Here is a 20688-nt window from a genome sequence, read left to right as displayed (position 1 = left end):
GGTGCGAATGTGATTGCGCTCTTGGGGGCTGCCGTAAACCAGCCCAGAGGTTCGAGTTTGTTTTGTTCTCTGGGAGAGCATAACAGGCTCAGGGCTACTGAAAGCCCGCACTGTACTGCGAAGCAGTCAGGGTCGGGTAGTTTACTGCCCTTGGCCCAGCATTGAGGGGATCCCTGCATTCCTTGAAGTTTTGAGAGGGAGGGCTACAAAACCCCTCCTGAAAATGAATTAGAGTGAGATCACACCGGAAGGACGAGTCCATTATGCACCTGAGTGACATCACTCATCCCAACCAGCTCCGAAACCTGAACCTGAGCCAGTTGCGCAGCCTAGCCCGCCAGATTCGCGACAAACATCTGCAGACGGCTGCCAATTCCCCGGTCGGCTGTCATCTGGGGCCAGGGCTGGGGGTGGTGGAGCTGACCTTGGCCCTCTACAAGACCCTCGATCTGGATCGAGACAAGGTGATCTGGGATGTGGGGCACCAGGCTTATGCCCACAAAATGCTCACCGGCAGGTACCACAATTTCCACACATTGCGCCAGAAGGGGGGGATTTCCGGCTACCTGAAGCGCAGCGAGAGCCGCTTCGATCACTTTGGGGCGGGGCACGCTTCCACCAGCATCTCGGCAGCTTTGGGCATGGCCATCGCTCGGGATCGGCGGGGAGACAACTTCAAGGTGGTGGCCATCATTGGGGATGGTGCCCTGACCGGAGGCATGGCCTATGAAGCCATCAACCACGCCGGGCACCTGCCCAAGACCAACCTGATGGTGGTGCTCAACGACAACGGCATGTCTATTTCCCCCAATGTGGGGGCGATCCCTCGCTATTTAAACCGCCTGCGCCTCAGCCCGCCGGTGCAGTTTTTGGCCGACAGCCTAGAAGAGCAACTGAAGAACCTGCCCCTACTGGGATCCAGCCTCAGCCCGGAAATTGACCGCCTCAAGGAAACGGTGAAGCTGGTTACCGCTGTGCAAAACAACAAAGCCGGCATTATCTTTGAGGAGCTGGGCTTTACCTACGTGGGGCCGGTGGACGGGCACAACCTGGCGGAGTTGTTGGATGCCTTTGAGTTGGCCCACGGCATCTCCGGCCCGGTACTGGTGCATGTAGCTACCGTCAAAGGCAAGGGCTACCCACCTGCCGAAGCGGAACAGGTGGGGTATCATGCCCAATCCCGCTTCGACCTGGCCACCGGCAAGCCCTACCCGCCCACCAAGCCCAAGCCCCCCAGCTACAGCAAGGTCTTTGGCCATGCCCTCTGCAAGCTGGCCGAGCGGGATCCCCGCATCATCGGCATCACCGCCGCTATGGATACGGGCACTGGCCTGGATAAGCTCAAGGAAAAGCTGCCGGATCAGTTTGTGGATGTGGGGATCGCCGAGCAGCACGCTGTAACGTTGGCGGCTGGCATGGCCTGTGAGGGAATGCGGCCAGTGGTGGCCATTTATTCCACCTTCTTGCAGCGGGCCTACGACCAGATCATCCACGATGTCTGTATCCAAAAGTTGCCGGTCTTCTTTTGCTTGGATCGGGCGGGAGTTGTAGGAGCCGATGGCCCCACCCACCAAGGCATGTACGACATCGCCTATCTGCGCTGCATTCCGGAAATGGTGCTAATGGCTCCCAAAGATGAAGCGGAGCTACAGCGCATGGTGGTGACCGGGATCCAGTACACCCAGGGCCCCATCGCCATGCGTTACCCGCGCGGATCTGGCGTGGGGGTGCCTCTGGCAGAAGAGGGATGGGAACCCCTGCCCATCGGCAAAGCCGAGGTGTTGCGCAGCGGCGGCGAGGTGCTGATCCTGGCCTATGGGTCGATGGTGCATCCCAGCCTGCAGGCGGCGGAGATCTTGAAAGAACACGGCATCTCAGCCACGGTGGTCAATGCCCGCTTCGCCAAGCCTCTGGATACTGAGCTGATCCTGCCTTTGGCCGAACAGAGCCGCTTGGTGGTGACGGTGGAAGAAGGTTGCCTCATGGGTGGGTTTGGCTCGGCAGTGGCCGAAGCCCTGCTCGACGCCGACCTGGCAGTGCCCTTGTTGCGCTTGGGGGTGCCGGATGTGTGGGTGGAGCACGCCACCCCCGAGGAATCCTTGGCAGAACTAGGCTTGAACAGTGCCGGGATTGCCGAGCGGATTCGGGCCAAGTTTCAGGCACGAGTTCTCAAGGGATCCCCTGCAGAACTTCCCACTGTCAATTCCTAAATCTATCCTGAATCTATTCTGAGAGGCCCATCCGCCGGTTGAACTGCTCGATAGCGGCTTGCTGCAGAGCTTCTGCAACAGGGCGGGTGCGCAGGAGGATCTGCACATCTCGCAGCAGGTTTTCTCGCCACAGGTTCTCCCGCAACACCTGCAGGCGGGCATAGTTGGGATCCAAGCGCATGGCCTTTGCCCCCAGTTCCTCAGCCCGTTCGGTTTCTCCCCGAATGTAGAGGGCAGTCGCCAGGGCCAAATAGGGCTCTGCTACGGCATTGTTCATCTCTATCGTGCGTTCCCAGCGATCGATGGCGGCGTCGAGATCCCCCTGCTCATAGTCCACCAAGCCCATGTTGTTCATGGCCGGCCAATAGGCGGAATCCAACTCCAAGGTCTTCTCATATTCCTGCCGGGCCGCATCCCACCGATCCAGCATGAGGTAGGCATTGCCCAGTTGGAAGCGGGCATTGGGGTTATCCGGTTGCAGGGCCACAGCTCGTTCCAGGGTTTCAGCAGCGGCAAAGTAGCTGCCCTGCCGCAAATAAGCCGATCCCAGCGAGTAGAGAACAGCCCCATCTTGAGGAGACAGGGCGCGGGCCTTCTGCAACGAGGCAATCGCCTGCTCCAAGTCCCCCAGTTCTAGGTGGACGTTGCCCAAAACATAGAGCAGCTCTGAGGAGTTGGGCACCATGGCCACGGCCAGTTGCAGGCGGCGCAGCGCTTCTTCCGTTTGACCAAACTGGGCCAGCCGCAGCGAGTCGGTGGCCAGTTGTAGCGCTTGGGCCTGCATCAAGCCCCCATTGGGCAGAGGGACGTGCAGCAACACCTGGGCCTGGGCAGAGCTCCACCCTCCCATCCCCAACACAACTGCCAGGCCCACCGACAAGGCTTGCCAGGGCCGGACGGATAACCGGAACAACAGTGGCGGCATGATACCCACGCAATAAACAGGCCATGCCCATGTTAGCTGCAACAGCCGGGGATCCCTACGTCTTGGTGTTCTCTTCTGCAGCGGCCATTTGAAAGGGCTCTTGAGCTGCTCATGCTCTTCTGCCTGTTGCTGAGGGTGCCCCGGCTTACACAGAGGTGGATAGGCCATGGTTTACCAGCCGAGAGCAGCCAAATCAGAGGCGCCGCCACCGCCGCCCCGATTGGGTGAGCAGATCTTCGGCAGCCTTTGGCCCCCAGGTGCCGGCCTCATAGGTGAACAGAGGCGGTGCAGCACTGCCGCCATTGCCGCTGCCGGGCTCAGACTCCCAGGCCGATAACACCGGCGTCACCACCCGCCAGGCCGCTTCAACCTCATCGGCACGGGTAAACAGCGTTGGATCTCCCAACAGACAATCCAGGAGCAGGCGATCATAAGCATCCGGTGTACTCGCTCCAAAGGCAGTCCCATAGCGGAAATCCATATCCACCGAGCGGGTGCGGATCTCTGGCCCCGGCATCTTGGCCTCAAAGCGCAACGAGATGCCCTCATTGGGTTGGATGCGCAGTACCAGGATGTTGGGACTCACCTCCCGAGCTGCCGATTGGAACAGGGAAAGGGGCACCTGCTTAAAGTGAATGGCCACCTCCGAAACCTTCTTGGGCAGGCGTTTCCCAGTGCGCAAGTAGAAGGGCACCCCCTTCCACCGCCAAGTATCACACTCCAGTTTCAGAGCGACGTAGGTGGGGGTTTTGGACTGGGGATTGACATTGGGCTCCTGCCGATAGCCCAGCACCGGCTTGCCGGCAATCCAGCCAGGGCCGTACTGCGCCCGCACCGCTGCGGCTGCCACATTGCGGGGATCCGCTAGGCGGGTGGCCTGCAGCACCTTGGTCTTTTCGTTGCGCACCCCATCGCTGCGCAGTGAGACAGGTGGCTCCATGGCCGTCAGGCAATAGATCTGCATTAGGTGGTTTTGCACCATGTCTCGCAGGGCGCCGGCAGTGTCGTAGTAGCCGGCCCGATCCTCCACCCCCACCGTCTCCGCCACGGTGATCTGCACATGGTCGATGTAGTTGCGGTTCCAGAGAGGCTCGAAAATGGCGTTGGCAAAGCGGAAGACCAGCAGGTTTTGCACCGTCTCTTTGCCCAAGTAGTGATCAATGCGGTAGATCTGCTCTTCCTGGCAAATTCGCTGCACAAGGCGGTTGAGTTCCTGGGCCGAGGTGAGGTCGTGGCCAAAGGGCTTTTCGATCACCACCCGCGTTTTGGTCGGATCGGCCACCATACCGGCTGCCCCCAGCTGTTGGATGGCCTGGGCATAGAAGTCCGGCGCCACCGCCAGATAGAACACTCGGTTGCCGCGGGTGCCCCGCTCTTCGTCCAGCTGGCTGAGCAGCTGCTTTAGGCGCAGATAGCTCTCAGCATCTCCGATATCGAGGCGGCAATAGAACAGGCGGCTGGCGAAGTCCTGCCAGAGGGCCTCCGGCCCCAAGTCCTGGGGGGCAAACTCCTGCACGGCAGCCCGCATCTTTTCCCGATAAACCTCGTGAGTCCAATCGCGGCGGGCCACCCCCACCAAAGTAAACTCCGGCGGCAGCCGCCGCTGCCCAAACAGCCGGTAGTAGGCCGGGAGCAGCTTGCGGGCGGCCAGATCCCCAGAAGCGCCAAACTGCACCACAATGCAGGGATCCGGGGTGCGTTCTTGGTTGAGACCAACGCGAAGGGGGTTTTCTGCCAGGGTTACCATAGGCCAGCTTGGCTCAAAGAGAAGGATTGGGAAGAACCTAGGGCACCAGAGAACCCTCTAGGCAGCGCAGCACTTCTTCCACGTTCTCGCGGCTGCCGATGATAAGGGGCACCCGTTGGTGGAGAGATTGGGGGACGATGTCTAGGATGGCCTCGGTGCCAGTGGTGGCCGCCCCGCCCGCCTGCTCGGCCAGAAAAGCCAGGGGGTTGGCCTCGTACATCAGGCGCAGCTTGCCCTCCGGTTTTTTCTGGGTGCCGGGATAGAGGTAAACTCCGCCCTGCAGGAGAATGCGGTGAAAATCCGCCACCAGAGCGCCGCTGTAACGGGAGATGTAGCCATCGCGGCGGTGAACATACCGGACATAGTTCTGGATCCCTTCGCTCCACTGGCAAAAATAGCCCTCGTTGAGGCTGTAGACGGAGCCGCGTTCAGGAATGCGGATGTCGCTGCGGGAGAGGATAAATTCCCCCAAGCTGGGATCCAACGTGAAACCGTGTACCCCCTTGCCGACGGAGTAGACCAGTTGGGTGCTGGGGCCGTAGAGAATATATCCCGCAGCCAGTTGGCGACGGCCCGGTTGCAGCAGGTCTTGGTTGTCCGCTTCCGGGCGATCCTCAAGAGGGTGAAGGACGGAGAAGATGGAGCCGACGCTGAGGTTGGCGTCAATGTTGGAGGATCCATCCAGGGGATCGATCATCAGGGCCAAGCGGCTGAGGGAGCAGTTTTCCGGCAGGCGAGCCGGGGTTTTCATCTCTTCCGAGACCAGCCGACACACCAGGCCCGTTTGCTCCAAAGCGCGAATGAAGGCCCGGTTGGCGTAGTCGTCCATCTGTTGCTGTTCTTCCCCTTGGACATTGAGGCTGCCGGTAACCCCCAGCGCCCCTTCGATCAGTCCTGCCTGACTCAGCCGCCGGGCGATCATCTTGCCGGCCAGGGCAATGCGGTTCATCAGGGCGCTGAAGTCTTGGGCCTCTGCCGTAAAACTGCCAAACTGCTGTAAAACATGACGGGAGAGGGTGAGCACATCCCGCAACATCTCCCGTGAGGACTCCGTCCCGCTAACGCGGTCGGCACTGCTGGACACTACCGGCGGGGAGGGAGGAGAGCTGAGAACCATACGAGGCTTCGCCAACACGAAGGGGAAACACCAACACCCAGGATCCCTGGCCCCCATGTCTTGACTCGGTCTCGCTAGCGCGATTGGAACCTGGGATCCCTTCTATTAGGTAGGCTGGCCGATCCTCGGCGCAGGTGCAGACAACTTACAGAGTTGCTTCAGATTTGGACTTACAGAGTTGCTTCAGATTTGGTCGGATCCCTCTTGCCGGGAAAGCTCATGTTCCCCCGAAGAAACGCGGTAGGATGAGTTCTACCCCTTTTCTCCTCTCCCTACTTCGTCCCGGTTTCCTCTTGCAATGATGGCCAATTCTCCGCTCCCACTGCGCAGCCAAGTGGTTACCCAGGGAGTACAGCGCTCCCCCAACCGCGCCATGCTCAGGGCCGTAGGCTTTCGCGACGAAGACTTCGGCAAGCCCATTGTCGGCATTGCCAACGCCCACAGCACCATCACCCCCTGCAACATGGGGATCCAAACTCTGGCGGAGCGGGCGGAGGCGGCTCTGAAGGCAGCGGGCTGTATGCCCCAGGTGTTCGGCACCATCACCATCAGCGATGGCATTTCCATGGGCACGGAGGGGATGAAATACTCGCTGGTGTCGCGGGAAGTGATTGCCGATTCCATCGAGACGGTGGTCAACGGCCAGAGCATGGATGGCCTCTTGGCCATTGGCGGCTGCGACAAGAACATGCCGGGGGCGATGATCGCCATGGCCCGCCTCAATGTACCCTCGATCTTCGTCTACGGCGGCACCATCAAGCCGGGTCACTACAATGGCCGCGACCTCACCATCGTCAGCGCTTTTGAAGCCGTAGGGGAGTTCAGCGCCGGGCGCATCTCCGAGGAAGAGCTGCTGGCGGTGGAGCGCCATGCCTGTCCCGGTGCGGGATCCTGCGGCGGCATGTACACGGCCAACACCATGTCCAGCGCGTTTGAGGCCATGGGGATGAGCCTGCCCTACTCCTCCACCATGGCTGCAGAAGACGAGGAAAAAGCCGAAAGTGCAGCCCAATCGGCCAAGGTCTTGGCAGAGGCCATCAAAGCCAACCTCCGCCCGCGAGATATCATCACCCGCAAAAGCATTGAAAATGCCATCTCGGTGATCATGGCCGTAGGGGGATCCACCAACGCCGTGCTCCACTTTCTGGCCATTGCCCATGCGGCAGAAGTGCCCCTGACGCTAGATGATTTCGAGACCATTCGTGCTCGCGTGCCTGTCCTCTGCGATCTCAAGCCTTCAGGGCGGTTTGTGGCCACCGACCTGCACCGAGCCGGCGGGATCCCCCAGGTGATGAAAATGCTGCTCAACCACGGCCTGCTGCACGGGGACTGCCTCACCATCTCCGGCCAGACCATCGTCGAAGTCCTGCGGGATGTGCCGGACGAGCCTAGCCCGGATCAGGAGGTGATCCGCCCTTGGCACAGCCCCCTGTATCCCCAAGGGCATCTGGCCATCCTCAAGGGAAACCTGGCCAGCGAAGGGGCAGTGGCCAAAATTACCGGCGTCAAGAACCCGCAAATTACCGGGCCGGCGCGGGTCTTCGATTCAGAGGAATCCTGCCTGCAGGCCATCCTCTCCGGCCAGATCCGAGCAGGGGATGTGGTGGTGATCCGCTACGAAGGCCCCAAAGGTGGCCCCGGCATGCGGGAGATGCTCTCGCCCACTTCGGCCATCATCGGCGCCGGCTTGGGGGATAGCGTTGGCCTGATCACCGATGGCCGCTTCTCCGGCGGCACCTACGGCATGGTGGTGGGCCATGTGGCTCCCGAAGCCTATGTGGGGGGCACGATTGCCCTGGTGGAAGAAGGGGATCTTATCACCATCGATGCTCCGGCTCGCCTATTACACCTGCACGTGAGCGATGAAGAACTGGCTCGCCGCCGCGCCCGCTGGTCTCCTCCTGAGCCTCGCTACAAACGGGGCACCCTAGCCAAGTACGCCAAGCTGGTCTCCAGCAGCAGCTTGGGAGCAGTGACGGATTTGAACCTGTGGGATTAATTTCCCTCACCCCCGGCTCGTCTCCCAGAGGGAGAATTGGTACTTGAGAGATAGCTCCAGATTCCTGACCCTGCAGGGATCAGCCTTGCTGGGTTAAGTGCAAGAAAGCGGCAGAGATGAAGGATCCCTGCCGCTGGGTTTTATGGGCTGACGGCCTCAGAGACAACTAGGTACCGATGATCCCGCCGTCATTTTTGGTGATCACCACCACCGCCGAGCGGGGGTAGAGATTGGGGTCGTAGTCTGGCCAGCGGGAATTGACCTTGCCGGCAGCAAAGTCGTCCTCGCTGGTGCTGGCGCCTGGGTGCTGCACGTTGATGAACATGGTGCGCTGATCGGGAGTGGTGACCACACCGGTGATCTCCTGCCCAATCGGCCCGGTCAAGAAGCGGCGAATTTCCCCTGTATCCGGATCGGCAGCCAACATTTGGTTATTGCCAAAAGGAGCAAAATCCCCTTGGTTGAGATTGCTTTCGCTGGTGTCGGTCTGGATCCAGAGGCGACGGCTGGCATCGAACCACAGACCATCGGGAGAGTTGAAGATGTTATCTGCATTGAGGGGTTGACCTGATAGGGTGCGGCTATCTTCAGGCGGCCCGGCCAAGACAAAGAGATCCCACTCGAAACGGGTGGCTTGAGGCCGGTCGTTGGCTTCCTTCCAACGGATGATGTGACCCCACTTGTTTTTGGGACGGGGGTTGGCAGCGTTCACCTGGTCTTGTTCCCGACGGCTGTTGTTGGTCAGGGTGAAGTAGACCATGCGGGTTTGCGGATCCACCGCTCCCCACTCAGGCCGGTCCATTTTAGTAGCACCGACAAAATCCGCCGCCGTGCGGGTATTCACCAACACATCTGCTTGGCTGGTGAAGCCGTTTTCCGGGGTTAGACCGTTTTTCCCAAACACCAGCGGCAGCCACTCCCCTGTGCCATCTTCGTTGAACTTGGCCACATACAGGGTGCCATTGTCCAACAGATGTCCACCCGCCGTTTCCTTGCGGTAGGGCTCGGCAGAGACGTACTTGTAGATGTACTCAAAGCGGGCATCATCCCCCATATAGGCCACAATCGGCTGGCCTTCCACCGGCGGCTGAAACACCACGCCTTCGTGGGCGAAGCGGCCCAGAGCGGTGCGCTTCTTGGGAGTGCTGCTGGGATCAAAGGGATCGATCTCCACCACCCAGCCAAAAGTGTTGGGCTCATTGCGGTAGTCTTGAGTGGCATCCGCAGCGGTGGGGGTGGCGTTGAAGCGGATGAACTCGTCTGCCTTGTTGCTGGCCAGCTCCCAGCCGTAGCGGGAAGTCTCGGTGCTCACGCCGTAGCGCTTGTGCTCCCGGGGCAGGTTGGGCTTTTGGTCGGGGCCTTTGCTGGTGTTGCTGAAGTAGTCCGCCCAGTTCTCCTCACAAGTAAGGTAGGTATTCCAGGGAGTGACGCCGTGGGCGCAGTTGTTCAGGGTGCCACGGGTCATCGTGCCTTCGGGGCTGAACTTGGTTTTCACAAAGTCGGATCCCCGCACTGGCCCTTGGATCTCCATGAGGGTAAGACCGGTGATGCGGCGGTTGAGGCGATCCCGCACCACTTCCCAACTGCCGTCTCCCTGCTGCTTGATGTGGACAATGCTCACCCCGTGGCCATTCAGCTCTTTCAGCACCTGGTCGGGATCGCGGCTGCCGTCAGGATTGGTGGGATACAGGTCGGAATCCAGCTTCTGGCCCACAGCCGCAGCATGCATAAACCGAGGCTCAACGTACTCGTGGTTAAACACCAGCAAACCCTCGGTGGAGCTGCCCTGCCAGGGATCCTTCCCATCAATGGGGAAGAAGTGCATGCCGTCGTGGTGGCTGCCCACCTGCATCCCTTGCTCGGCGCCGGTGTTTTCCAGCTTGAACTGTGGGTAGGTGCCGGTGATGGGGGTACCCCAGGCCAGCAGCGGTCGAGCCGTGTAGCCTTCGGGCACCACCACTTTGTCTTCTGCACTCACGGGGATCGCCTTGAAGCCCAGCAAGGAGCTGCCGCTGGCCGCTTTGGCAGATTTGGAAGCGCCGTTTAGCGCCGGCAGGCCGAAAAAGGTGGCCACTGCCGCCGCAATGCCGCCCTGCAGCACTTGGCGCCGCTGCAGGCGGGTTTCCAGAATGCTGCTGAAGGTAGGGTTGGGCGAATGATTGCACAGAGGCTCGTCCCCATGACGGAGCCGGGGGCCATGCGGATTGCTATTCACTTTGGTTCTCCTCTTCTCTTGTCTTGTCGGTCTTCTAGAAGCTAGATGTTTTACAAAAAACATCTATTCCCCGCGTGACTGTTTTCACGCATAAGGATAGGCACTACAAAACTAGTGGCTGGAAGTTAAGGAGAGACCAAGCCCAGGTTAAGCCTTGCCGATTTGGAGAATTTCTTTAGATCGACGTAACAATTTTTTTTAACGATTTGTTGCGATGAGGCAGGGCATTGCTGCGGCTGCCTGTCAGGATCTTTCTCGTAGCCTGGAGAACAGATACACCCCATCGCGATGGTAGAGAAGTCGAAATGAGGTTTCGTTTTGTAAAGCGGCAATCAGGGTCTGGGAGAACTCTGGGCTGCTGCGCCACCCCGGATGGCGGCTGTTGAGCAAGACATAATCAAAGGGATCCCACTGAGAGGGCGGGGATCCATTGAAGCGGCCCTCGTCTGTAAAGTAGATTACAGGTCGCTGGGTGAGGTGAGGGCTGATCTCGTGGGTGGTGAGGACGCCCCCTTGGGTGGTGATCTGGGCAAGAGCCTGTCGGGTTGCCTGCCAAGTGTCCAGGGAGCTGAGATAAATCGAGCCGAAAAAGGTGTATTTCCCCAAGGCCAAAAAGGCCAGCGCAGACCAGATCAGGGGCAGTTTTCCATCTTTTATAAAATGGCTCTGGAAGAGGTGATTTTTCACATTCTCGATGACAGCTAAGAACAAGAAAGGAACGATAGGCAAAGCGTACTGATGCACCAGATCTCGATAGGCGGGGTTGCTGGAGAGTATATTCAAACCCAGGGTAGGCAGGGCAGGGATCCAGGGATCCCAGTGTCGCCAAGAGAGGCCCCAAGCCAAAGGCGCAACCAATAAAAATCCATAAAACAGGGTGTCCAGAGAGAAGACTTTGCTCAAAACCAGCATCGGTCTCAAGATTAAACCTTGAACAATTTCCGCAACAGAATTCCCTAGATAGTCGTAATGAGAAACGGCTGCCGGCTCGCTGCCGCTGAAGTGAGGAATGACCCCAAAAGTGGCTATCCCAAACCAAGCCGATCCTGCCGCAATTGCCGTCCAGCCGCCCACTTGGCAGCGCCATTGCCAGCGTTCTTGAATTCGTCCTCTTTCCCAAAGCAACAGCCAGGCTCCCAGGGCGACAACATTGAGAGACAACACTGCTTTACAGCCGAGGATGCCGCTCAAACAGAGAAGGAACCCCCACAATTTTCCAGAGCGAATGCAGAGCACAGCCGCCAAGAAAAGGGGAACGGCCAAAACCTCTGGATGAAAATCAAAAAGGTTGGCGTTAAAAATGGCCGGATAGAGAAGATAGGCTGTGGCAATCACCATCACTTGGCTGGGATCGACCTTGGCCTGAAGTGCAAGGTGATAAATAGCCAATGCTCCCAAGGTTAACGCCAGGGATTGGAGCCCAAACAGCCAATAGACCGAGGGGACAATGCGGTACAAAAAGCTGATGGGATAGAGAATAAAGGCTGCGTGGTCTCCCAAGATGTGGATCCCTCGAATGGTCGAAAACGGAACCTCTCCCCGACTGATTAGATAGATGGATTGGTCGAAGATGCCAAGATCATATCCTCCAGACTGAAACAGGTGATGCCGGACAACACTACAGCCAAAGAGAATGAAGAAATTAAAAATCATGATTGCCAGCAGAAGTGGAGGCAGAGGACGATCCTTCATAAGAACTAGGGCTTTTGATTTATAGATCTTGGCAAGGTAACTTTATCGCTTTTCTCAGCCTTGCGTGACATCCTAGCGAGATCTGGATTCGGCAGAGGCTCCGCCGCAATTCCGGACATTTCTCTTTCCTCGGGAGTATGAGGAATGGCTCAAGCTTGTTGGAGATAACGATACAGATGAGTTAGGACTGGTTACGACAAGAGGGTGTGATTTGGCCCAAGATGGCAGCATGTCTTGCCCCAGTTGCTTCCGGTAAATTGTTGGTCTTACCTTGCCAGGTTTTATAGGCCAATACCGCGAAGGCAAGGGCCTCTTTGGCCTTAGAAGGGATCCCCACTTGGTCGGAAGTCAACAGGGTTGTGGTCGGCAGTTGCTCCTGCAGCAGTCGCATAAGGACAGGGTTTTGGGTGCCGCCACCGCTGAGGATAACTTGATCTGGGATCCTAGGTAAAAAGTCCCTATAGGCTTGGGCAATGGAGCAGGCTGTGAACCCCGTGAGGGTGGCAATACAGTCGTGGGCGGATATAAATTGGGGCCAAATTCGCTCTAAATAAAGGGATCCAAAATACTCCCGACCAGTGGTTTTGGGCGGTGCCTTTTGAAAATAGGGATCCCGCATCCATTCTGCAACTTTTTCCCAGTGGACTTGGCCTTGGGCAGCCCATTTTCCGTCGCGATCAAAGGCTTGTTGTCCTTGGCTGGCCCGCATCACCGCCAGATCGATCAAAATGTTGCCGGGGCCAGTGTCGAAGGCCAAGGGGGATCCCCCACTGCAGAGGCTGGGGAGATAGGTAAGGTTGGCAATGCCGCCGATGTTTTGGGCCACACGATGAAGGTGGGGATGCCTCAACAGCAGCCAGTCCACAAAAGCTACCAAAGGTGCGCCTTGGCCTCCTGCTGCCATGTCCCGCGCCCGAAAATTGCTCACCACCGGGATCCCGGTCAGCTCGGCAATCACCGCAGCTTCACCGATTTGCAAAGTCGAAGCTTCTGGCCCACTGGGGTTATGCCAAAGGGTTTGGCCATGGCTGCCGATGAGATCGATCTGTTGGGGGGTAAGATGGGCCGCCTGGATCCCTTGCAAGGCCGCTGCCGCAAAAGCTCGACCCAAGCGAAAGTTCAAGGTGCAGATGTGATCTACCGTGCCGGTTTTGGGATTCGCAGCCCGCAAAATCTCTGCCCGCAGCGTCGGGGAATAGGGGATTGTTTGGAAATGTATCAACTCCCACTGTAGGGAATCGTCGCCCTCGATGCGGACGATGGCTACATCGATCCCGTCTACAGAGGTGCCCGACATTAAGCCAATGACAATCATTTTGCTGGCGGCTCAACCAGAGGCTTGAGAAGGTCTAAAGTTTTGCCCCCTTTCCCCTTCCCCTTTTTAGGATACAGGCAGGGTATCCAGAGCTACTGTGTGGGGGACTATGAGTGAAGCCATCCGCTACGACCTTCTTTTGGTGGGGGGAAGCTCCTCCAACTTGATCTTGGCCCACCGCCTTTTGGATCTGGCCAAGCTCTCTGGGCTGAAAATCTCTATTGCCATTTTGGAAAAAGCCCGCCAATTCGGCGGTCACATCGTCAGTGGCGCCATCTGCAACCTCCAAGTGATCGCCAAGCTCTTCCCCGATTTTGAAAGCCAAGGATTTCCCCACGAAGGCCGGGTGGAAGCCAATCACTTGAGCGTGCTGGGATCCCAACAGCGCTGGGATCTGCCGGAAGCGGTGATCCCACCCGGATTTCGCAAGCAGGGGCAGTTCATTCTCACCCTCAGCCACGTGATCCGCTGGCTGGCCGAAACCCTGCAGGAAAAAGCCAAAGGGATCCCAAATGTTACCCTCGATGTGTTCCCCGGCTTTGCCGCCCATGAAATCCTCTACGAGGGGGAGCGGGTGATCGGGGTACGGGCAAGCGATTCCGGCCAAGTGTACGAAGATTGCATCTTTGCCGAACTCACCTGTTTCGGCGACAAAGGCTTCATTTCCAAAGATCTCATCGAGAAGTTTCAACTGCGCCCCAACCCGCAATTGTGGTCGGTGGGGGTTAAAGAGGTGTGGCAGATCCCCCAGTCCCTGCAGGGGCAGGTGTGGCATACCTTGGGCTACCCGGTTTTGGATGGCAGCTTCAGCGGCGGCTTCGTCTATGGCCTTAAGGAAAACCGCCTGGCTTTGGGTCTGATCATCGGCCTCGACAGCAAAAACCCCAACCTCAACCCCCAGCAACGTCTGCAGGAGTTCAAGGCTCACCCCTGGATCCAGTCCCTAATTGCCGGCGGCAAGTTGCTCAAGTACGGGGCTGCCGTGATTCCCGAAGGGGGCTACCACAGCCTGCCCACCCGGTTTGGCGTTGAGGGAGCCCTGCTGTTGGGGGATGCGCTGGGGGTGTTGGATGTGGGTAGCTTGGCCGGGGTGGATAACGCGATGGAAACCGGCTATCTGGCGGCGGGCCTCATTCACGATGGCTTCTTGAAAGGGGATCTGCGCATCCAAACCGACTACCAAAAGGCGGTGATGGAAAGTGCGGTGGGGCAAAACCTCTACCGCAGCCGCTACTTCCGCGAGGCTTTTCTGGAGAACTCCCGCTTGCTGGAAGAATACTTGCCTCAGGTGTGCCGCAGCGTCGATGCCGGCCATCCCTGGCTGGGATCCCTGCGCTGGGGTTTACAGGATCCCGTTCGCCGCGGACGAGAAACTCTGCGCGCCTACACCCTGCTCACCGGGCGGGTCAGCCCCAGCGAGCCACCCCCGCGAGGCTATGTGGCCCCCCACGCTGCCATTCAAGCGGATTTTGTGGCCCCCACAACCTTGGCTCCCCAGGAATTGGCCTCTCGACCGGGCTATTTCTCGCGGCCCGATGCGGTTTTTTTCGCGGATCCCCGCTACCCCGAGGGTAACCGTCACATCCTGGAGTTCGACGCCGAAACCTGCCGCCGGTGCATCGCCACCTACGACAAGCTGAATCGCCCCACCCCCTGCGTGGCCGACTGCACAGCAGAGGTACACCACATCCGCGACCAAAATGGCATCCGCTCCCATGCCATGTCTTTGGAAAACTGCATCCAGTGCCGCACCTGCGAGATCATCTGTCCCCACTTAAACTTGCGGGTCAACCCCAGCTACGAGGGATCCGGGCCGGATTTCTATGGGCTGTAGCCGTTGCTGAGGTTAACTCAGTTCGCTGCAGCTCGCCTGATCCTGGGGATCTAGCAACTGAGGTGAATGGATCTGGCCATCTTGGCCGACGATCCCAGGGATCCAAGCAACCTAGGAAATTGGCTAGGTTGGGTTAGGGCTTGTTGGAGATCTTTTGTCGGTGAGCGATTCTTTGGATGTCCAGGCTCCTCTGCCCGCTATCTTGGCCGATCTGCAAAAAGCCCTGGGATCCCTGGGGTTGGGTTATCTCCAGGTACAAGCGCGGCTTTCCGGCCACCGCCTGTTGCTGCGTCTAGAAGGGGATCCCTTGCCTGAGCCGAATGCTTTGCTGGAGAGCCTCTCGCCGGCCTTGGAGCAAATGGCGCTGACCCACAGGCAGCGTCAGGTGGAGCTGTTTGGCTTTCTGGCCAATGAAGGGATCCCAGAATGGCACCGCGAGTGGCGCTATCAGCCCCAGCCCAACCCCAACAGCCCTCTGTATCGCGCTCAGCGGGGGGATGGGGTAGCCATCCAGCAGGTACTGAATTACCTGTTGCGTCCAGAAGGGATCCAAGCACGGGTTCATTTCCATCCCAAGCTGGGCCTCTTGCAGGTGAACTTGCAGGCGGCAGAAGCCCCGGATCCGGATTGGGCTAGGGATTTTCTGCGGCGAGCCTTAACCCGTCTGGAATGGACTTTTTTGCAACGGCTGCGGCTTTCTGGGCAGAAACTGGGCTCTTTTTTCCCGGCCTGGAGCCAAGAGTTCGATCTCAAACAGCCTGCCTTTTGGCAGTCCCCGCAGGTGCCCTTGACCGGGCGATCCCCCATCTCAGAGAGAGAAATCTCTCCGCTGGATAAGCCGCCACCCCCTTCTCCTGCCTCCCAGACTGAATCTCCGGGTGTCAGTTGACGGAGGAGATAGTAAGTAGCCGAGCGTTTGCAGCCGCTGGCTGAGCGTATTCTGAAGGACAGTGCTCTTTGGGGTTGGCCATGCGGGTTGTTTTTTTCGGCACGCCAGAGTTTGCCCTGCCTTCGCTGCAGATCCTGTTGCAGCCGCAGTCTCCCTTTGAAGTGGTGGGATTGGTCTGCCAGCCGGATCGGCCCCAGGGACGGGGACAAAAGGTGCTTCCCCCCCCTACCAAGGTTCTCGCCCAGGCCCACGGGATCCCGGTGTGGCAGCCTGTCCGCCTGCGGCGGGATCCCCAAGTGCTGGCGGCTCTGGAGGCGCTGGCTGCCGATGTGTTTGTGGTGGTGGCCTACGGCCAGATCTTGCCCCTGACGGTGTTGCAGATGCCCAAGCTGGGCTGTGTGAATGTGCATGGATCCCTCCTGCCCGCCTATCGTGGCGCTGCCCCCATCCAGTGGGCTATTGCCAACGGCGAAACCGAGACCGGCGTAACCACGATGCTCATGGATGAGGGAATGGATACAGGAGCCATCCTGCTCCAGGCCAAGCTACCCATTGGGCCAGAGCAAACCAGCCTAGAATTGGCACCCCAACTGGCTCAACTGGGGGCAGAACTCTTGGTGGAAACACTCCTGAAATTGGAGAAAGGCGAACTCACCCCTATTCCTCAGGATGGATCCCGGGCAACCTACGCCCCTTTGCTCAAAAAACAAGACTTTCACCTCGACTGGCAGCGCCCTGCCCAGGCCTTGCACAACCAAATCCGCGCCTTTTCTCCCGACTGTTTCACCAGTTTGAGGGGGCAGCGGATCAAAATTGTCCGCTCTGCCTCTCCTCAGTTGCACCCACCCCCTGGCGATCTCCCCCAAGGCAGCCCTGGCGAGGTGGTGGGATTGGCCAGGGGAGAAGGAGTCTATGTAGCCACCGGAGAGGGATCCCTGTTGATTCGACGGGCGCAACTGCCCGGCAGAAAAGAACAATCGGCTTGGGACTTGGTCAATGGCGGCCAGCTCAAGGTGGGGATGCGTTTTGAGCCACTCCCGGATGCTTGAGAGCCATACAGGGATCCCTTGGGCGTGGTCAACCCAAATGGTGGCGAATAAATGGTGGCGAATACAGTAATGAATGAAACATTTCCGTTGCATTACTCCCCTCTCCCTCTGGGAGAGGGTGAGGCTTACTCCGGCTGGGGAAACTCCTGCCAAAGGGTGGTGCGTTGGCGCAAGCTGAGGAACTGTCCGCCGCCCAAGATGAGGTGGTCCAAAACCGGGATCTGCAGCAGCTGCCCCGCCTGCAAGAGTTGCCGGGTAAGGGCAAGATCTTCTGGGCTGGGATCCAAGCTGCCGGAAGGGTGGTTGTGGGCCACCAGGATGCGGCTGGCTCCTTGCTTGATGGCGCTGCGGAAGGTTTCCCGCGGATGGGTGAGGGTTTCGGTGGCTGTCCCCCGGGTTACGATCTGCTGGCCAATGAGGCGGTGCTTGATATCTAGGTGCAAAACGGCAAAATGCTCCTGGGTCTCCCACATCAGGTCGCCGCTCAGGGCCATGGCTGCCTGTTCCGGCGACTCGATCACCGTGCGTTCTGGCGGGCGACCCAAAAACACCCGTCGCCCCAGCTCGATGGCGGCCAACACCGTTGCTGCCTTGGCCGGGCCAATGCCTTCGATCTGGATCAGCTCTCCGGCTTCCACCTGGCGCAACTGGGCCAAGGGATCCCCTTGGGCTTCTAACTTTTTCAGGAGCAACTGGGCTAGGCCGACTGCTGAGAGTTTGCCCGGCCCCTGTCCGGTGTTGAGCAGAATGGCCAGCAGCTCGGCGTGGGAGAGGTGCCTTGCCCCTTGGCTGAGCAGCCGCTCGCGGGGACGATCTTGGGCAGGAATATCGCTGATGCGCAGCACGTACTGGCTCATCTGGGGCCTAGGGAGGAGAAGAGGTTTTTTTCAACAGCCAAAAGGGACTGCGGCGCTCGACGACCCGCCAAGATCCCAGAATGGCTGCCTGTTCGCCCTCGGGAGCTGTAAGTTCAGCTACAAAGGGATCCCAGGTAACCAGGTAGTCGGGCGCCTGCCCCTGGGCTTGCCAGTCGGCCAGCTCTTCTGGGCTGGCGGCGTAGGGAACCTGCAGCGGGCCATAAAAATAGGGTACAAAAGAGCGAAAGCCGTACAGGCCCACCGTTCCAGAGAGAGCCGGCTGGGCGTTGTTTTCGGAAGTGGCAAACTGCCGGAAAAAGTGGACGGCTCCTCCCTGGGTGTGTTGCAGCAGGCGGGGGAAGACCCAGCACCAGGCCAGTTGGGCGCTCAGTCCGGTGGCCAAGAGCAAAACTGTCCAGCCCCAAGCCCGCCGCCGTCCTCGACTCCAAAGGAGAATTCCCAGCAGCAGGATCGCGGCGGGGACGTAGGTCAACACCGGCCACTCCACCTCAGCCTGCAGGTATCCCAGCACCAAGCTGCTGGAAAAGTCGTCAGGGATGCCGGCAAAGACCCATGCTTGGACTAGCCCAGCGGGATCCTGGGATCCCAGCCAAGGCAGCAATAGCCACAGGGCCAGCCAAAACAAGCCACTGAGCAGGATCCAGGCACTTTCCCAAAAACTGGGCCCTCTTTTCTCAGCAACCAGGCGCTGCAAGCGCAGGGCAGCAAAGTAGGCCCCAATGGGGTACAGCAGCGAGGTGTAGTGAACCAGCTTGGTTTGCACCAGCAGCGAAAACAGGGCCAGCACCACCCCAAAAGCCACCAACAGCAGAGATTCTGCCCGCCGAGTCAAATCCACCGAGCCCACGCTCCTGGGGATGGGCTGCAGGATCTCGGCCAAAGCCAAAGAACCCCAGGGAAAGCACCCTAGGGCAAAGGCCAACAGATGAAAATAAACCGGGCCGGGATGCCCATCTGAGCTGGTGAGGATGCGCCATTGGTAGCGCCCAAACTCTTCCACCCATTCTGGCCCCCGTTGCACCCCCTCCAACGCCAGCCAAGTGAGGGGAACAGCCACAGCTAGGCTGAGGAAAACCAGGCTCTCCCCCCATCGAAGGGGAGGATCCCGTTGCCAGAGCTTGTAGAGGATCCAGATAGCCAGGGGCAACACCAGCCCCACCGGCCCTTTGGCCAACACTGCCAAGCCCAGGGCCAGCGCCCCCACCGCTCTCCACCTGCGTCCAGAGTACCCGGCCCGCCAGGCCTCCTCGGCGGCCCAAAGGGATCCCAGCCCCACACCCATGCCCAGGTTGAGTAGCGGGTCGATGAGACCAGTTTTGTAAAAAAACAAGGGCAGGTAGCCTGTCAGCAGCAAGATCCCCCATAGGCAGCCGAACCCCATCCCGCCCAGACAGGATCCCCACCCCACCAGCAGCGCCACCGTGATCCCGCCAGCAAAAGCATTGGGCAAGCGCGCTGCCCCTTCGTTCATCCCTAAAACAGCCATGGACAGGGCCTGCAGCCAAAAAAACAGGGGCGGCTTTTCAAAAAAGGGCTCCCCGTTGATCGCCAACGAGAGCGGATCCCCGCTGGCCAGCATCTGCCGCGCCAAGCTGGCGTAGATCAGCTCATCCCAGTCGAACAGATAGGGGATCCCCTGACCTACCCACAGCCACAGGCCGGCCAAAAGCCCCATCCCCAGGGATCCCTTGAGGCGGCCCAGAAAGCTAGGCATGGAAAGCTTCTGAAGACACCACCCGGCCCACGCTCTGAGGCGAGCGCAGGAGGCGGAGCAACTGGGCTGCCAGAGCGGATCCCTCTGTCTCTACCGGAATCTCCACCCCACACCAACGGCTGGAGCTACCCTGCAGGGCAGCTATCCACTCCGGGGCAAGGGATCCCCGCGCCACCCCGATCAATTGCGGCAGCCCCTCCCGGCGATACAGCCCGATCCAGCGCACGGCCAGCTGAAAGGGCCCAGGCCGGAAGCGGGGGTTTGGGCTGCCATCGGCCTCGAACTTGCTTAGCATCAGTTGCAGCGAGTAGATCTGGCGACTATTGAGAGGGGGAGCAGAAACCCGGCGGGCGCGGAACGTGGCAACCATCTCCGCAAAAGGGATCTGAACGGTCTGCTCTTCTCCCGGCGCAGTGTCGAACGCATAGCCGTAGGCGGGGCTGTCCCAGCCGCTTTGATCCCGCAGCAGGACCTTATACCGCTGCCCATCCCCTCGCAGGCGCAGCTCCAGACCGGCAAACCCCGACAAGTCCAGCGGCGGCTGCCAATTGCGGGTGCGCGTGGAAACAAACCCCCCAAAGTTGGCCGTGGAAACCTGGCCTGCGAACAGCAGCTCCTCCTTTCCCCAGAGCAGTTGGCTTTGGCTCGCCCCGCCCATCACCACATCGTCCAAAATGCCCCAAAACCGATGCAAATCCGGGTTGGGCCGGCGAAAGTCGAACAGCATCCGCTCCGTTTGCCCACTGCTGCGCAATTGCTCCAGATAAGCCTTGGCCGTTGGTGGATCCCCCAAACCTAGGATCACGGTTGCTGTCGCCCAATCTGGCGTATGGCTCACCTCCACGCCCTGCTGCCGCAGGGCCTCCGCCAACCCGTCAGGCAAACCTTCCCCCACCACCCCTATCTGGATAGCGACCGGCTCGGAAAGAGAAGGTGGCACAAAATCATCCTCCACGGCCTGGAACCCATTTTGAACCCGACGCCACACCTCAGCCCAAGGCAGGGCCTCATAGTAGGTGAGCATGTTCCAGAACCGCCCCAGATCCCAAGGCATGAGTCTACCTGATACATTCACGCTGAACTCTCCTGAACATGGTTCAGGAA

General features: G+C 59.3%; 14 protein-coding genes. 5 read left to right on the top strand and 9 right to left on the bottom strand.

Translation table 11 applies throughout. The annotated features are described in order from the left end of the window. The first annotated feature begins 263 nt into the window (after nucleotides 1-263). Nucleotides 264-2210: a 1-deoxy-D-xylulose-5-phosphate synthase gene (gene dxs, locus NW843_RS10360; protein ID WP_011433570.1), complete on the top strand. Its 1947-nt coding sequence runs from the start codon at nucleotides 264-266 to the stop codon at nucleotides 2208-2210. A 13-nt stretch (nucleotides 2211-2223) separates the two neighbouring features. Here dxs and NW843_RS10355 read toward each other — a convergent pair whose 3' ends face one another. The 3 genes from NW843_RS10355 to fbp all read right to left on the bottom strand — a co-directional run bounded on the left by NW843_RS10355 (nucleotide 2224) and on the right by fbp (nucleotide 5918). Then, nucleotides 2224-3135, bottom strand: a complete 912-nt coding sequence (locus NW843_RS10355; protein WP_414522887.1) for a tetratricopeptide repeat protein — start codon at nucleotides 3133-3135, stop codon at nucleotides 2224-2226. A gap of 193 nt (nucleotides 3136-3328) precedes the next feature. Next, nucleotides 3329-4882: a glucose-6-phosphate dehydrogenase gene (gene zwf / locus NW843_RS10350; protein WP_414408986.1), complete on the bottom strand. Its 1554-nt coding sequence runs from the start codon at nucleotides 4880-4882 to the stop codon at nucleotides 3329-3331. Nucleotides 4883-4919: 37 nt separating this feature from the next. Then, nucleotides 4920-5918 carry a class 1 fructose-bisphosphatase gene (gene fbp / locus NW843_RS10345; RefSeq protein WP_011433573.1) on the bottom strand — a complete coding sequence of 333 codons (999 nt, stop codon included), beginning with the start codon at nucleotides 5916-5918 and terminating at the stop codon, nucleotides 4920-4922. Nucleotides 5919-6300: 382 nt separating this feature from the next. Here fbp and ilvD point away from each other — a divergent pair, with 382 nt between their 5' ends. Further along, nucleotides 6301-7998, top strand: a complete 1698-nt coding sequence (gene ilvD / locus NW843_RS10340; protein WP_414522889.1) for a dihydroxy-acid dehydratase — start codon at nucleotides 6301-6303, stop codon at nucleotides 7996-7998. A 166-nt stretch (nucleotides 7999-8164) separates the two neighbouring features. On the opposite strand, the gene NW843_RS10335 is transcribed toward ilvD, so the two are convergent. From NW843_RS10335 to NW843_RS10325, 3 genes are all read right to left on the bottom strand, one after another. Further along, the gene (locus NW843_RS10335) at nucleotides 8165-10213 is read right to left on the bottom strand and encodes a PhoX family protein (protein ID WP_414522886.1); all 2049 of its coding nucleotides are present in this window, start codon (nucleotides 10211-10213) and stop codon (nucleotides 8165-8167) included. A gap of 243 nt (nucleotides 10214-10456) precedes the next feature. Continuing rightward, on the bottom strand, nucleotides 10457-11866 hold the full coding sequence (locus NW843_RS10330; RefSeq protein WP_414522888.1) for a DUF2079 domain-containing protein: 1410 nt from the start codon (nucleotides 11864-11866) through the stop codon (nucleotides 10457-10459). A 220-nt stretch (nucleotides 11867-12086) separates the two neighbouring features. Next, a complete protein-coding gene (locus NW843_RS10325; RefSeq protein ID WP_414522885.1) occupies nucleotides 12087-13220 on the bottom strand; it encodes an anhydro-N-acetylmuramic acid kinase in 1134 nt (377 codons plus the stop codon). A gap of 109 nt (nucleotides 13221-13329) precedes the next feature. Between NW843_RS10325 and NW843_RS10320 the strand changes: the two genes are divergently transcribed. The 3 genes from NW843_RS10320 to fmt all read left to right on the top strand — a co-directional run bounded on the left by NW843_RS10320 (nucleotide 13330) and on the right by fmt (nucleotide 16992). Next, nucleotides 13330-15054: an electron transfer flavoprotein gene (locus NW843_RS10320; RefSeq protein ID WP_414522884.1), complete on the top strand. Its 1725-nt coding sequence runs from the start codon at nucleotides 13330-13332 to the stop codon at nucleotides 15052-15054. A 160-nt stretch (nucleotides 15055-15214) separates the two neighbouring features. Then, the gene (locus tag NW843_RS10315; RefSeq protein WP_414522883.1) at nucleotides 15215-15943 is read left to right on the top strand and encodes a hypothetical protein; all 729 of its coding nucleotides are present in this window, start codon (nucleotides 15215-15217) and stop codon (nucleotides 15941-15943) included. A gap of 80 nt (nucleotides 15944-16023) precedes the next feature. Beyond that, nucleotides 16024-16992, top strand: a complete 969-nt coding sequence (gene fmt, locus NW843_RS10310; RefSeq protein ID WP_414522882.1) for a methionyl-tRNA formyltransferase — start codon at nucleotides 16024-16026, stop codon at nucleotides 16990-16992. 125 nt (nucleotides 16993-17117) lie between these two features. Here the strand turns inward: fmt and radC are convergent, their stop codons facing one another. Genes radC through NW843_RS10295 form a run of 3 tightly spaced genes read right to left on the bottom strand, consistent with a single transcriptional unit; the run spans nucleotide 17118 to nucleotide 20638 of the window. After that, nucleotides 17118-17849, bottom strand: a complete 732-nt coding sequence (radC, locus tag NW843_RS10305) for a RadC family protein (protein WP_414400432.1) — start codon at nucleotides 17847-17849, stop codon at nucleotides 17118-17120. A 7-nt stretch (nucleotides 17850-17856) separates the two neighbouring features. Further along, complete coding sequence (locus NW843_RS10300) at nucleotides 17857-19584, bottom strand: ArnT family glycosyltransferase (RefSeq protein ID WP_414423526.1); 1728 nt, start codon at nucleotides 19582-19584, stop codon at nucleotides 17857-17859. Further along, nucleotides 19577-20638: a CIA30 family protein gene (locus NW843_RS10295; RefSeq protein ID WP_414522881.1), complete on the bottom strand. Its 1062-nt coding sequence runs from the start codon at nucleotides 20636-20638 to the stop codon at nucleotides 19577-19579. The genes NW843_RS10300 and NW843_RS10295 overlap by 8 nt, the downstream gene beginning before the upstream one ends. Between the last annotated feature and the right edge of the window lie 50 nt (nucleotides 20639-20688).

The organism is Synechococcus sp. R5-12 (genome assembly GCF_047502655.1).
Lineage (GTDB): Bacteria > Cyanobacteriota > Cyanobacteriia > Thermostichales > Thermostichaceae > Thermostichus.
This window is presented reverse-complemented; position numbering and strand designations above follow the sequence as displayed.